This window comes from Methanobrevibacter sp. (genome assembly GCF_045112895.1).
Lineage (GTDB): Archaea > Methanobacteriota > Methanobacteria > Methanobacteriales > Methanobacteriaceae > Methanocatella.
Map to the genome: position 1 here is coordinate 1 of NZ_JBGUIH010000043.1, position 14,171 is coordinate 14,171.

Here is a 14,171-nt window from a genome sequence, read left to right on the forward strand (position 1 = left end):
GCAAGGTTTTTACATGTGTGGTGACAACATGCAACACCATAATCAATAACGCTTTGCATATAAGTGTCCACTAATTTCTGTACAGTTTTTGCATCGCCTTCCCATACTCCCTGTTGTGCCATATAAATCATCCAAGCAGTTGAAGATTGGGCACCTGCAGCCAATTGAGAATTTGTTACTCCGGAATTAATTGTAACTACAGTATCGGCCAATTGATTACCTATTTCCTTGTTTAACTTTTCACCGCCTAAAATGTTGCTGGCGTAGAAGTTTTGGAATCTTGAAGCATATGAATTCATTCCAGCAGGAGTTTTAACCAATGCATTATAATATTGCGGGTTCAATAACATGCTGCGTATTTCAAACTCTATTTCTTCTTGATAGGTCCTTGAAATATAGTTGTTCTTATTTCTAATATCGAAAAATGCTGTATCCGGCTTAGATTTGCCTGATTTGTTTTTCAATGTATTTGCAGCATTATATAAACCGCCGAACCAATCATAATAATCATCTGAGTCAAATAATCTCCAAGTACTGTCAAAGTTCTGAGTAATTACATCTACATTATCAAGCAAGTACTTATAGTTCTCCTTTTCATTGTTGACAACAATGTTGCCCTTTTCATCAAGGGTCCATGAGTAAGATACTTTACTTAAATATATATCCATTGCATATTCATTGATTGAATCAATGCTCCAATCAGCAGTATTCGGAATAAGATTTGACATACCTGTACCTTCTAATACATTACCTGGAAGACCAAATAACCTATCCAAAGTAGGATTTTCTTCATAATGCTTTTTGACATAATTATTAGATGCGTCCTCACCAGTGACATTTAGGGCCAAATTAACTGAAGTCAGCATCCAAGTAATCCAATCCTTATTGTTTGTAACCATACTGGCAAATACATCAATTCTCGGCCTATTGACAACAGAACCATTATTCAATGTTACATTTAAATCTTCTAACGGAATTTGTTCAACTCCAAGAACTTTACCGTTATCCGCCCATACTGGCTTACAACCTAAGAAGTACATAAATTCAGCAACACCGATTCCTTCAGTTCTTGATATTTCAGTACCCCATAATATCAATGAGGTCAATTCAGGCCACTTGCCATGTTCCTCATAGTAATTGGCTAAAAGCATATCAACAATCCTAACGGCAGATTCGTATGCCGCAGGAGACGGCATTCTTGTAGGGTCTGAAGCATAACCATCATATCCTGTAGGTATTGAATCCCCATAAGAAGGATCGGCGAATAATCCTGATTTAACATAATGTCCACTTAATGATAATAAAATGGCATTCCACTCATTATTTCTCTGAATATTTGCAATGATATCCTCACAATAAAGTGTTGAATTGTATAATGCAGAACCTTCTTCTATTCCTAACTCTTTATTTAAATCTTTTACTGATGTTCCGTTTACAAGACGATTAGAATACTTGTTCAAGAAAGTTTTGATAGCTTCAACTTCCTTAGCATATTTGAAATTGCCTTGCATATCATCATAGAAATTCAAACCTTTCAAATCAGGATACAAGAATTCGATTAACTGATTATATATTTTTGTTTGAGAAGTTACGATTGTAATAACCTCTTCGGCCATTTCATAACCTGTTAAAACCTTACCTAATGTGTGAAGACCATAAGTATTGAAGTCATCCTCCATCGCATCCAAGTAATGGTGCAAGTCATCAATCCAATCCTGGAATGTTTCGTTATTTGAATAGTTTCTAAAACCTAATTTTGGAGCCAATTCCAAAATCATGTTCTTATATGATTCCGCATTGGAAGTCACATTAAGAGACAACTGTTCCTTATAGTAATTGATATAATTCTTCAAGGTAGTGTAATTACCATATAACTCAGACGAAACCATAGCAGGAGTCATGTGAGTGAGTAGCAATGCAGAGCTTCTGTCTCTTGCAACCATCGCTTCACCAGGGTTGGAAACAATATAAGGATAAACTGTAGGAATCAAAGTCAATTCAAAAGTCCAGTCCCCCGGAAATGCACCCAGATTAATACCCGGCAACCATTCCAAGGTACCATGAGTTCCCATACTTACAATTGCATTTATTTTAGCTGTCTTTTCCATCCATTTATAAAATGAAACATATTGCTGATGCGGAGGAATAGTCAAACTGTGATAATCCTGAACTTCCTCCCAACCTCTACTTGGCTGGAAAGTAATGAACACATTACCAAACCAGACACCAGGAATTACAATATAGCTGTCCTGATATACCATTGCAGGACCTAAACCATCGTTCCAATAAAGCATCATCTGATTAAATAAATCATCCCTAATATCAGCTGTCAGATATTCAAAATCTTCAAGGGAGATCAATTGATGATGTCCCATCAAATAATCCCAATTATCCTCAACATATTTGTCAAGCAATCCTGAAGCCCAAGACCCCTTGTTGTTCATGTCAAATATGATTTGAGTCAGATTATACAATGAAATTAATTTGGTTAAGGTTCCATTGATATTGTATCCTTTGCCTGCAGTCTTGATAATCCATTCATATGTATTGTTATAGCAGTTTAAGTATTCAACAGACCCCCCGATATCATATCCCTGACTATACAAGTTGATAAGCAAATCATATGCACTATTAAATACATCCAAGTATGACGCACCAATTTCAGCTTTACCAGGTGGGTAATTGTAAAGCATGACTGCGATTTTCTTATCGGCGTTGTTCAAATCATGAAGATCCGCCCATTTACAGTTTAACTGAACCATCTTTTCAACACCTTCCTGAATAATATGGGTCTTTCCTTCACCATCTACCCAAGTCAGTGCAACCTGACCGAATACTCCTTCAAAACTTGGATAAGTAACCATATATGTCCATTCAATTTGTGGACCCAATTCACTTTTATAACTGTATTCTGAAATTTCAACGATTCCTTTCAAAACATGCAAATCGATGTCGGTCAAATCAGGCTCTGCAGTACCATTGGCATAATCCAATGACCAGCTGCATAAAGAGTTAATAGCAGATAGGCCAACAGTTGATACAGACTTGATCTGATTGATTATTGAAGACATAGGAGGCTGGGTTCCAGTTTTAAATACGTTAAAAGCTGGTCTACCTTGTGCTTCATAACCCCTAATCAGCGCATCAGTGACTTCTTCACCACCATAATAAGAAGCAATTACTATGAAAGATTTATCGGGGTTGAATTTGGCAATATAATCATTTTCAAACTTTTTGAACAATTCAGTAGGGTCCAAAACATTCCTTAGCCATTCCACATAATTCTCAGTCATCCAATTCAGACTACCGTCTGAGCTGTGAGTATAACCCGGATTTTCGCAAATCCATTGATTGATTAGATTTCCACCCGGAACCAAGGTATAAATGCCTAAATCAGGATGGTAAAATCCGCATTCCGGAGACATTAAAGGAGCATTGGCCTCATCTAAGGTCGGATTGGAATATTTGTTAGGATTAATCAAATAATAAACATAATCTAAATAATTTTTCATGTTGGCCTGTAAAATATTGGATTCCACAATGTCTTTCGCTTGGAAATAGGAACCTATATAAGTGTTTTCAATGGTATCGAAAGTGTTGTTTCCAGCAGAGGCTCCGACAATATGCAAGCCCGTGTTGTTTAAGATTTGCTGTGAGAAAACACTGAAAGTGTATGCCACATTATATTTTGCATTAGCTGGAGATACTGCCAAAAGCTCTTTTAGATATTGTCCTGTGAGAACACTGTAAGCTGATTCCGAAAACATATCTATATGCATGAAATTGGCATATTCAACAAGCCAGGCTCTTGATTTATCAAAATCTGTAGTACTGATGTATGCCACCCTTTTTGACATGTTCATCAATAGGTCGACCTTCTCATTGTGAGAGTTATAGTCCACCAACAATAATATGTCCGGGACGAACATTACATCATCGATTTTAAGTGTACCGCTATTTTTTGTAAAATCTATGTTATTCAATTTGATTGGTTCATAAGTTGAATAACTTACTTCAAGGTTGTATTTATCTGAAGCCAAATTATTGATTACCACATTACCTTTCAAATCAGTAGTTTGTGTTGAAATCAATTTATTATTGGAATTGTATACCTTAACTGTAGCGCCAGCTAAATCAAACCCGTCTTCATCCCAAGTCTTGCCAGTTTCGTTATAAGAATCAGTAACATGAATATTGATTACATTATTATTTGCTTCTAATATCCCCTCCTCTGACTGAGATGTTGCAGCAACTGGAATATCTTGAAACCCATTTACCGAGTCCAGATCAGTTGAAACACCCACTACATCAGAAATTGTTTCATTATCTCCTGCAAATACTGCACTTGCAGAAAACAGAAGCAAAGTAGAAATAATAAATGCGAATACTAATTTATTACTTATTTTTACCGTATTTTCACCTCCTTTTAAATCGATTATAACAAACACATAGCAAAATATTTACTATAAGTTTAAATTTGATTTGAAAACATATAAAACTTGCTGAACTAAAATCCAAATTATAATTTTACACATTACATTAAAACAAATAAGATACATTTAAATACCTAATCAACAAATTAAAATGTACTAATATAATAGAGGTGATATTATGCGTAAGATTAGTATTGGTATGATTATCTTAGCAATAATCATGATAGGAATGCTTATCCCAGCAGGTTTTTCAGCTAATGACAATCAAGTTGTTATAACCTATGGTGAAACTACTCACCACAATGCAAATTACAAGAATATCGTTGATACATTCTTTGAAAATCAAGCAAATGTTGATTTACACGCTGTCGACTTAAAAATAATCACTGCTGATGAGGTAAACAAAATTTCAAGCACAATTACCGGAAAATATTATAATTCCGAACAAATTTTCTCTTCAGCATTAGTTGATTTGAATGATAATGATGATCTCGAAGTTAGCGTTGACAAATCCACAATTACAACAATAACAGGAGACATGTATTTATCTGCATTGAAATCAGTTGGAATTACAAGCGGACATGTATATGTAACCAGTCCGGTCACAGCTACTGGTGAATCTGCACTTGCAGGAATTATGAATTCCTATGAAGTGGCAACAGAAGTAGAAATTCCCGATACTGTAAAAGAAGCAGCCAACAATGAAATTTACACACAAGCAGAAATTGTTGAAAATTCAAATGTTAGCGCTGATGACTTATCCAAATTAGTGGATGACGTTAAAGAAACAGTACAAGAAGAAAATATTACAGATCACCAAACTATTGTAAACATAATTAATAACTACACTATTAATTATAACATTAACATTACAGATAGTGATATCGAAAACCTTGCAGACAGTATTGAACAAATTCAAAATGTCCAAGGAGATATTAATAACTATGAAGCACAAGTATCTGATGTTTTAAACAGTACTGATGCGGATAGTGCAACCGGATTTATAGATGGATTATTTAATTAATCCATTTTTTTATACTTTTTTTAAAAAATCGAATTAATATTGATAAAAAGCAGCCTAGCAAAAATTATGTGGATTACACGCCCATAATCAATTGAACCATATTTTCAGCACCGATTGCAATAGATATCAACACCATAACACCTGCAATAGCCATTACAAGAATCCAAATGCCCATATTCCACTTTAGGACTTTGGTTCCATCCAAGCTATAAATAGGGAACAGGTTAAATGCAGCCAAAAAGCTATTGACAGAGAAACCAATAGCACAAATTAGAAATATTAATTCAAAAACTACTGAATAAACCTTTAAAGGATACATTACAGCTGCAATTGCAATAAATACCAACGCAAGCACCATATTGGCCATTGGCCCTGCAATTGCGATTTTGCCATCGATTTCATCGGTAAGGTTGTCTGCATAGGTGTGAACTGTACCAGGTGTTGCAAATACAACTCCGAAAAATGATGATGCAACTGCAATCAATAATCCTAGAGGCCATAATTTGAATTCAGACCGGCATCCATACTTCATTGCCACGAATTTGTGTCCTAGCTCATGCAATACTGATCCTATCGCCACACCAACTATGATAATAGGCAAGCATGAAATGAACCCCTGAAGATTAAATCCTGAAGTTGCGAATGCAAAACAAAATATAAGCACGATAAATGCAATTGTCAAATCTCTTAATTCATCCTTTGTATATTCAACCATAATATTAAATATTTAATTATAGATATAAAATTTTTTCCTTAACTAAATTGACTTAAATAGCATTTCTTTATAGCACATATGTGGCTAAATTACAATGTGCATAATATTACATCACATTTGAGAGGGGACTTGTCTTTTTTAAGGCATAAATCCTCATCTTTAACGATGACCTTATCCTTAAGCTTTACATTATCGCTTTCTGTAGTCATGACAACAATCTGGCCCGGCGCAACTTTTTGTTTCCAATTTTCATCCACTGCCTGTGTTTTATCATTTAATTGAACTTTTATTTTGTCTCCATCAATATCGACAACACGCCCAATATCGCCATTATCAATTATCTTATAGGACATTTCAATTTCCAAATTTTGCTGGACAAGCTTTTCAATTAGATCCTGTCTGAACCTGACCAATAATTTAATGTCATGGTCGATTGTCTTGTTCAAATTTAGTTGGGCGGTTGTTTCGGAATAGGTGGGATGCTTAATTATAATATCAAAACTATCGCCGACAGTAGGTGTTTTGGAGGAAACTTCACTTAATATCTCTTCAAACACTTCACTCATTTTTCTTAAGTTTTGGGAAGGCGCCCATTTACTTGAAAGTAACTTCTGAGCTAGCTCTTTTGCATATTTATTGCCGAAAAGAATGATTCCATTATTGCCTGCCTTACGGGATTGAGTCTGAGAGCCTAACAATTCAACCAATTGATAACCGTTTGTTGTACCGTAAATCCTTCTTCTCTTTGTTTGAAAAGTTCCTTTGGAACTTACCTCACCACGGATAATCTCTCCAATAACCAGCAATTTGCTTGCATCATCAGTGATTTTGATTGCAACATTCAATTCCTCTGCCCTTTTTAGGAATTCCTCATCAGTCTGAATAGTGCCCCCATACAACTCACCTTCCAAGACATCCAATTCTTCCCTATCTCCAAAATAAGCTATCTTTCTTTTATCAGCTGCCATTACACAACCTTTTTTACCCATATATGCAATAATTAAACTCATAATATCCCCTAGAGTTGATATTTTTTTAAAATAATTTCATATTTTAAATCCAATTAATACTATATCAATCATAACTTATAAAGTTTAAAGAAAAATTGAGAAAGGGATTTATTATTTCTTGGCATTACTGATATTTTATTTAAACCATATGCAAAATAAGTAATATTCATGGCCTGTTAAGAGTAACCCACCTTCTGTTTAACAGCATTCATCTTAGCGTGCTACCTTGCCTACACAAGCGATTATCGGCAACTTTGCTCTTGCATCCTATGGAATGGCCGTTTCACCAATTCTTTTAATGTCCTCAATTAAATATCATCGTCTACCATTAAAAGCTGTATCGTTTCTGCTCCAGAGTCATGCCTCTCGGCATACGTTTTTCAACGCCATAGTCTTGTTTGATGGGCGGAGTTTCCTTAGTTTAAAAAAACCAGCAGCTGTCTTTAACTTGCCATGAAAAACATTAATTAAATAGTAGCAGGGCCTAGATTTGAACTAGGGATCTCGGGGTTATGAGCCCCGCGGGATCACCAGACTACCCCACCCTGCTATACGACAAAAATAGTATTACGACTACATATAAATTATAGTAAGGATAATATATAAACCTTTCTACAAAAGAAAAAAAAATAAAAGAAAATAAATTATTTATTTTCTAATGATTCTATTCTTTTATCTAAATCACCTAATCTTTCCTCAGTAACTTTCTGGAATTCTTCAGAGGATTTCTTAAATTCTTCAAAGTTTTTCTCTAAATTATCCACATTGTTAGTTGTTTCGGTGAATTTGGTTTGAAGCTCCTCCAAATCATTTGTAGTGGCCAAAGCCCAATCTTTAATCAATTCGTCACTTTTTGCATCTAAAAATGCATCGAGTTTGTTAGAAAATGCATCGGTATTTATGCTGGACATGTCAATGTCACTTAACTTGACTTTGATCCTCTTACTCATTGATTCGGAGTCATTCTCTCCATCGACTAACTCTTCTTTGGTTAAATCATAATCCTGTTTATTTTTGCCTAAAACCTCGTCCATATGTGCATCAGCACTTTCAGGAACAACACTTCGTAATTTAGACATAGTTTCAGGACTATTCAATAAATAATAATAAACTAAAACCACAATCGCAACAATTAAGATAATAATTGCAACTGCTTCCATAGCATCCATATTACCACCTATTTACTCATTTTTTTGAGTTTTTTCTCTTTTGCTTCAATTTCTTTAAGCATTTTTTCCAATTTTCTTTGTTCGGTTTCAGCTTCAAGTCTTGCTAGCCTTTCATTAATTTCTGAGTGAAGATAGCCAACATTGCTTCTTACTTCAGTAGTGGATTGCCTAATAGCTGAAAGGCTGTCTTGTTGCTCTTGTGGCAATGGAATTGGATTATCCATTAATCTTTTAGATTCAATGTCTTTTTCCACCATGGACATTTTTTTAAGTTCTATTTCTTTTTCAAGCACCAATATTGAATTTTTTGATTCTGCTACTTTTCTCCATTGGAAAACAATGATGAGCAATACAACAGCAACAATTATCAAAATAATCAAATAGAAAATTTGATCAGGAATTGCTGGAATATTTTCCATGTCATAACCTCCAAATAATATATACAGTATAATAATTATAAAATATTATATAAACTTTATTTATTAAATAATTAATTATTTATTCAAGAAGGTAATAATTTATGATAGAATCTTATTTAAAAGCTGGAAAAATTGTTTCAGACATACGTAGTGAAGCTTCAAAAATGATTACTGATGGAGCTTTGGTTATTGACCTTGTAAACTATGTAGAAACCGAAATTTTAAAAAATGAGGCTGAAATTGCTTTTCCATGTAATGTATCAATAAATGAAATAGCTGCACATTATACATCTCCTGCAGAAGATAAAACCCGATTTAAAGCCGGAGATATGGTAAAACTAGATTTGGGCGCAATGGTTGATGGCTGCATTGCCGATTCTGCAGTTACAATAATAGCCGGCGGAAACATCGATGAAAATTACACACAAGATGAAATTAACCTGCACGAGGAAATAGTTGAAGCATCTGCTGCAGGCCTTGAAGCGGCGATAGCCACAGCCAGAGCAGGGGTCGAAATATCAAAAATTGGTGCGGCAGTTCATGAAGCAATCGCAGAATATAAATTAAATCCAATATTCAACCTATGCGGACATAGCCTAGAGCAATTCAACTTGCATGCGGGAATTTCAATTCCGAATTATGACAACAATGACAACTATATTTTAGAAGAAGGCCAGGCAGTGGCAATCGAACCCTTCGCAACTAATGGGGAGGGTTACGTAAACGATGCACCGGGCCATTACATATTCTCATATATTGCAAATAAGCCTTTTAGAATGAGAACTACACAAAAAGTTCTAAAATATATTCAAAACAATCATGCATATGTTCCATTTTCAGGAAGATGGATTACAGACGAATTTGGAAACAGGAAAGGAGCAATTGCATTAAAACAATTATCAGAGGCAATGGCAATCTATCCTTATGCTCCGCTTCGGGAGAAAAAAAATTGTTTCGTAAGTCAAAAAGAGCATACAATAATTGTTGAAAAAGAGGGTTGTACAGTTACAACAATATAAAATTAGAAATGGAGAATATTTTCTTCATTTAATTCTTATTTTAAAAATTAGATTCTAAAAAAATAAAAAAAGAAAGAAGTGGAATTAGTATTCCACAGGAAGTGGTAATCCCAATTTAGCTCTTCTTTCACGTTCTTTTCCGTTTTTGTCCTTTTTCTGTTTAGCTAATTTTTCAAGCATAGGTAAACCGAATTTTTCATCGCTGACAGGTTTGGTTTCAATTAAACCAGCATCAACAGCAGCTTTAAATACGGATTCACCAACATCGGTTCTGGTTAAAACAGTAGACCATCCGTCAGGAGATCCTACAGAACCGGTGGATACATCAGACCATTCAGCAACATAATCCATACAGATGTTACAGCCAGCTTGTTCATATCCATGAGTTTCTTTAATAGCTAAACCAGAGTCTTCACCATCTTTGGTTAACCAGAATTTACCTTTACCAATATCCATTTTGGTAGCATCAGTTAAGGAGTCAAATCCTAATTTTGAAACAGCAAAGGTATCAAGAGAAGCCATAGGGAAGTTTTCCATACAGTAGATTCCGATAATCAATTTGATTTTTTCAGATACGAATCTGGCGAATGGATAAGCTTGCGCTTTTCTTAAACCTTGGATTTGACATGGAGTTGCTACAACACCAACTTTTTCTAATCCGTATTGACGGGTTGCTTCTTTTAAAGCAGATAAAGTTGGGGACATTGAGTATTTGGTACCAGCAGCTGCGATAACTTCATCAGCGGAAGTTACTACAGTAGGAATTGGTCTCCAATCTTCGTCAGGAGTTCCAGCTACAACAGCACCTTCAATGAGTCCTTCATCGAGTGCGTAACATAGTAATGCTGAAACAATTCCTCCATCTTGTGATACGTCAGTAATTTTACTATCAGTAGCTCTTGCAGATAATGCTTCTTTATAAGTTCCTAATGGCATGTTCAATCCTCCTATAATCCAGTTTCCTCTTTAATTCTTTTTATAGGTAACCATGCTCTTGGACACATTGCATAACAAGATCCACATTTAATACATCTGTCTCTGTCACAGCTAGGCCTACCTTCGCTAAAGCCCATAGCTCTTGTAGGACAAGCGAGAGCACAAGTTCCACATCCAGTACAAAGTCCGTTACGGATAACATTGGTTAATACATCACAGCCACAGCCAGTGTTGCAAGCAGCCTTATCCATTGCAGGTTGTAAGTATTCTAAGTCTCCACTGCATAAAGCAACAACAGCTTTTGCAATCATTTCAGGAGCTACAGGACAACCAGGAAGTGCTAAATCAACTTTAACTAATGAACTAATAGGTGCAAAGGATTCATGTTTAGGTTGTGCTTGTTGACCACCGCGTGCAAAGGTTGTAAAACAACCGGTCATTGCACAGGATCCAAATGCAGCGATTAATCCAGATTTTTCTCTTGCTTCTAATAATTCGTGAACGCTGTGTTCATCTTGTAAACATACGGAACCTTCAATTAAACATAAGTCCATTTCAGGCATTTCTTCAGCATAAGTTCCGTGAATCCATTTATCAACTAAAGTTTGACCATATACAATGTCGACCATATCAGTTAAAACAGCGGATAAAATGTCGTAGTTTTCGGTTAAAGACATTGCATCTCCGGTACAACCACTTAAGTGTATGTAACCAATACGTGGTTTTGCTGCAGCAGCTTTAGGTTCTTCTGCAGGAGCAGTTTCAACAGGTGCTTCTGCAGCCGCTTCAACTTTTTCTTCTACTTTTGGTGCAATTTCTTCTTTAGAACCACCAAAAATATTTTTTAATTTATCTAACATTATTTTACCCCGATTTCATTTAAAATAAGATCAATAGCTTCAGGAATTGCCTTTTCGATAGGTTCGGATAAACCAACTTCCACATCAGGAGTTGGAATCTCAGCCGGTTTGCAGCCAACGACTACTACTTCACATTTTTCTGAAATTTTTTGAAGAGGTTCTTCTACTGTCAAGCCATGAGGATTATCATACTTTCCTATCTGCATGATGTTAGGATCAAATGTATCCACAGTTCCAGGTTCTGCATCAAATTCAACGACATCAATTACGATTAATTTTTTCCAATCGTATTCAGTATACAATGGGAAGAAATTGGTTGGCGCTGCAGTACCTCCGTCAATAAATTGCACTCCCTCTGGCAAGGTCACATCTTCAAATTTCTCTTTAATCTGAATTAAAACATCTTTATCAAATTCTTCTTCAACATATGAAGTAACAGCTGGATCATAATAATCGTTTTTATCATTAAAATATTTCTGTAATAGATTAATTACTATTGGACCAAAACCATCATCTTTAAATAAGATGTTTCCACATCCAATAACGATTATGTCCGAATCATAAGGCATTTATTATCCTCCACAATTAGATTCTCACCATTTCATTTTTGAGAATGGATTTGTCTTCATCGTCAACTACCATTACATGAGTTGCACAGGATAAACATGGATCGTAAGCTCTGATTACATGTGGACCTAACTCATGGTGGAATCCTTCAGTTGCAGGACCCATAGTTGGAATATTCCAAGTAGTTGGTACAATTGCTGAGTAGAATTGGGTTTTTCCTTCGACAACTTTTGCCATGTGCACATCAGTTCCTCTAGGACCTTCTATGACACCAAACCCAAGTTCACCAGTTCCTCTCTTATCGTAAGATACATTTGCAGGTGCTGCAGGATCGATTGCATCTAAAGCTTCCATACAAGCTTCATAGTTTTTCAACATTTCATCTGCACGAGCTACATGTTGAGCAACTACACCTTTATCTTTGAATCCAGAGAATTTTTCCATTCTTGCTCTTGGACCAGTTTCAACATTAGTACCTTCCCATAATGGAATTACTGAACATCCTCTTTTACCTATTTCAGGATCATCATACCATGCTTCAGGTAATACTTCAGAGAATTTGTCCATATCGAAATCGTTGGTACCATAAGTTGCATCCATTGCCATTAATGGTTGGTTAACAACACCTAAATCTGCAGGTAAACCAGCTTCAGCAACACAGTTTTTAATAAATTCAACGTGTGCTTCAAGTTTTGGTTTTAAAGCAGTCATTCTTTCAATTAATCTTTCTTTGGTGAATGGTGTAATGTTTCTTGCCATTCCTCCAACTCTTATATCAGATGGGTGGATACCTTCACCAGCAATCATGTCAACAACATACTGTACATTTTTTCTTACTTCACTTACACTATTAACTGCATCTACGAATTTGTCCTCAGGGACAACGTCAGGTGCAACTAAGAAGTGGTGAATTGCTGCACTGTTAATGCCATGTGCTGCAGCGACAGCTTTTCTTAACAATTTAGCTGCTTTAGGAATTTCGATTCCTAATGCCATGTCCATAGCTTCTGCGGATGCTAAAGTGTGTGGAATTGGACATACTCCACAGATTCTTTGACATAGAACAGGAGCGGTTTCAGGTGCCTTGTTAAGAACCATCTTTTCTAAACCCCTTACAGGAGTTATACTAAAATACATACCTTTTGTAACTATCCCTTCATCATCAACTTCCATGACGAGTTCGGCATGGCCTTCTTGACGAGTTGTAGGAGATATAACTACTCTATCTTTCAAATATGTCACCTCAATTATAGAAATTAGAAACTAACGTGTATATATTTATTCATAAACATTAATAAGTAATACTGAAAAAATAAAATAGAAATATATATATTAGATGAGAAACTTAATTGTATTATTATATTTAATATAATCAAATTTATAGGAGGAAAAAAATTGGATAAAGCAAACATAATCATCTCCATTATTATCGTTTTATGTGTTGCAGCGGCAGTTGCGGCATATGGTATTACTAATAGTGATAGTCCAATATTTTCTGATTTATCTAGTATGTCAGCAAATGATAATGATGCTGGAAATGGTATAGGAAATTCAACTGACTCCGGTAATGGATCTGGCATGTCTGTAGCACAGACAGATGGAAGCGATTCTGGATCAAGTGATAGTGGTTCAAGCAGTTCTGGTTCAGGGTCCAGTTCAAGTTCCGATAGTGGAAGTGGCTCAGGAAGTGGCTCAAGTAGCGACTCAGGATCAGGCAGCGGTTCAGGATCAGGCAGTGGATCCGGTTCAGGTTCCTCTGTTTCAGCGTCAACTATAAAAAGTGATGCTTGGAATCATATTGGTGAAGAAGGATGTTACCCAGGAACTCCATATTATTCAGGCGGATACTGGTATGTAACAATCTATGATGCTGATGGCAATAATGTAGATTCATTCCAATACACTTCTGGTGGAACATTTTTAGGAAGAGGATAAAAATTAATTTTTAATCCTTTTTATTTTTTTATTTAAAAAATAGGTAACTATATATAATACAAAAAATAAAGATATAATTGTTAT

The 14,171-nt window shown here is 35.5% G+C and carries 12 protein-coding genes, 1 tRNA gene and 1 other RNA gene; 3 read left to right on the plus strand and 11 right to left on the minus strand.

Annotation, left to right across the window (positions count from 1 at the left end):
• Window positions 1-4,448 (minus strand): cobaltochelatase subunit CobN (locus ACJMLD_RS07675; protein ID WP_405270144.1); only part of this gene is annotated, 4,448 nt, incomplete at its 3' end.
• Between the two features lie 163 nt (window positions 4,449-4,611).
• Between ACJMLD_RS07675 and ACJMLD_RS07680 the strand changes: the two genes are divergently transcribed.
• Window positions 4,612-5,457 (plus strand): DUF1002 domain-containing protein, encoded by an 846-nt coding sequence (locus ACJMLD_RS07680; protein ID WP_405270147.1) that lies wholly within the window; start codon window positions 4,612-4,614, stop codon window positions 5,455-5,457.
• Between the two features lie 73 nt (window positions 5,458-5,530).
• Here the strand turns inward: ACJMLD_RS07680 and ACJMLD_RS07685 are convergent, their stop codons facing one another.
• The 6 genes from ACJMLD_RS07685 to ACJMLD_RS07710 form a co-directional block, all read right to left on the minus strand.
• Entirely contained in the window at window positions 5,531-6,172 is a 642-nt protein-coding gene (locus ACJMLD_RS07685; protein ID WP_405270149.1) for a site-2 protease family protein, read from the minus strand.
• Between the two features lie 89 nt (window positions 6,173-6,261).
• A complete protein-coding gene (locus ACJMLD_RS07690) occupies window positions 6,262-7,182 on the minus strand; it encodes a DUF2121 domain-containing protein (RefSeq protein WP_405270152.1) in 921 nt (306 codons plus the stop codon).
• A gap of 171 nt (window positions 7,183-7,353) precedes the next feature.
• Window positions 7,354-7,634: RNase P RNA component (gene rnpB, locus ACJMLD_RS07695), an RNA gene on the minus strand.
• Between the two features lie 23 nt (window positions 7,635-7,657).
• Window positions 7,658-7,732 (minus strand) — tRNA-Met (locus tag ACJMLD_RS07700).
• Window positions 7,733-7,826: 94 nt separating this feature from the next.
• The gene (locus ACJMLD_RS07705; RefSeq protein WP_405270155.1) at window positions 7,827-8,351 is read right to left on the minus strand and encodes a hypothetical protein; all 525 of its coding nucleotides are present in this window, start codon (window positions 8,349-8,351) and stop codon (window positions 7,827-7,829) included.
• 8 nt (window positions 8,352-8,359) lie between these two features.
• Window positions 8,360-8,770 carry a hypothetical protein gene (locus ACJMLD_RS07710; RefSeq protein WP_405270158.1) on the minus strand — a complete coding sequence of 137 codons (411 nt, stop codon included), beginning with the start codon at window positions 8,768-8,770 and terminating at the stop codon, window positions 8,360-8,362.
• A gap of 101 nt (window positions 8,771-8,871) precedes the next feature.
• Here ACJMLD_RS07710 and map point away from each other — a divergent pair, with 101 nt between their 5' ends.
• Window positions 8,872-9,789, plus strand: a complete 918-nt coding sequence (map, locus tag ACJMLD_RS07715) for a type II methionyl aminopeptidase (RefSeq protein WP_405270161.1) — start codon at window positions 8,872-8,874, stop codon at window positions 9,787-9,789.
• A gap of 84 nt (window positions 9,790-9,873) precedes the next feature.
• On the opposite strand, the gene frhB is transcribed toward map, so the two are convergent.
• The 4 genes from frhB to frhA are packed head-to-tail and all read right to left on the minus strand — an operon-like array spanning window position 9,874 to window position 13,385.
• Window positions 9,874-10,725: a coenzyme F420 hydrogenase subunit beta gene (gene frhB, locus ACJMLD_RS07720; RefSeq protein ID WP_405270164.1), complete on the minus strand. Its 852-nt coding sequence runs from the start codon at window positions 10,723-10,725 to the stop codon at window positions 9,874-9,876.
• Window positions 10,726-10,736: 11 nt separating this feature from the next.
• On the minus strand, window positions 10,737-11,585 hold the full coding sequence (gene frhG / locus ACJMLD_RS07725; RefSeq protein WP_405270167.1) for a coenzyme F420 hydrogenase subunit gamma: 849 nt from the start codon (window positions 11,583-11,585) through the stop codon (window positions 10,737-10,739).
• Window positions 11,585-12,154, minus strand: coding sequence for a hydrogenase maturation protease (locus ACJMLD_RS07730; RefSeq protein WP_405270170.1), 570 nt, complete (start codon window positions 12,152-12,154; stop codon window positions 11,585-11,587). The genes frhG and ACJMLD_RS07730 overlap by 1 nt, the downstream gene beginning before the upstream one ends.
• A 16-nt stretch (window positions 12,155-12,170) precedes the next feature.
• Entirely contained in the window at window positions 12,171-13,385 is a 1,215-nt protein-coding gene (gene frhA, locus ACJMLD_RS07735) for a coenzyme F420 hydrogenase subunit alpha (protein WP_405270173.1), read from the minus strand.
• A gap of 162 nt (window positions 13,386-13,547) precedes the next feature.
• Between frhA and ACJMLD_RS07740 the strand changes: the two genes are divergently transcribed.
• Window positions 13,548-14,087 (plus strand): endoglucanase, encoded by a 540-nt coding sequence (locus ACJMLD_RS07740; protein WP_405270176.1) that lies wholly within the window; start codon window positions 13,548-13,550, stop codon window positions 14,085-14,087.
• Window positions 14,088-14,171: the final 84 nt, after the last annotated feature.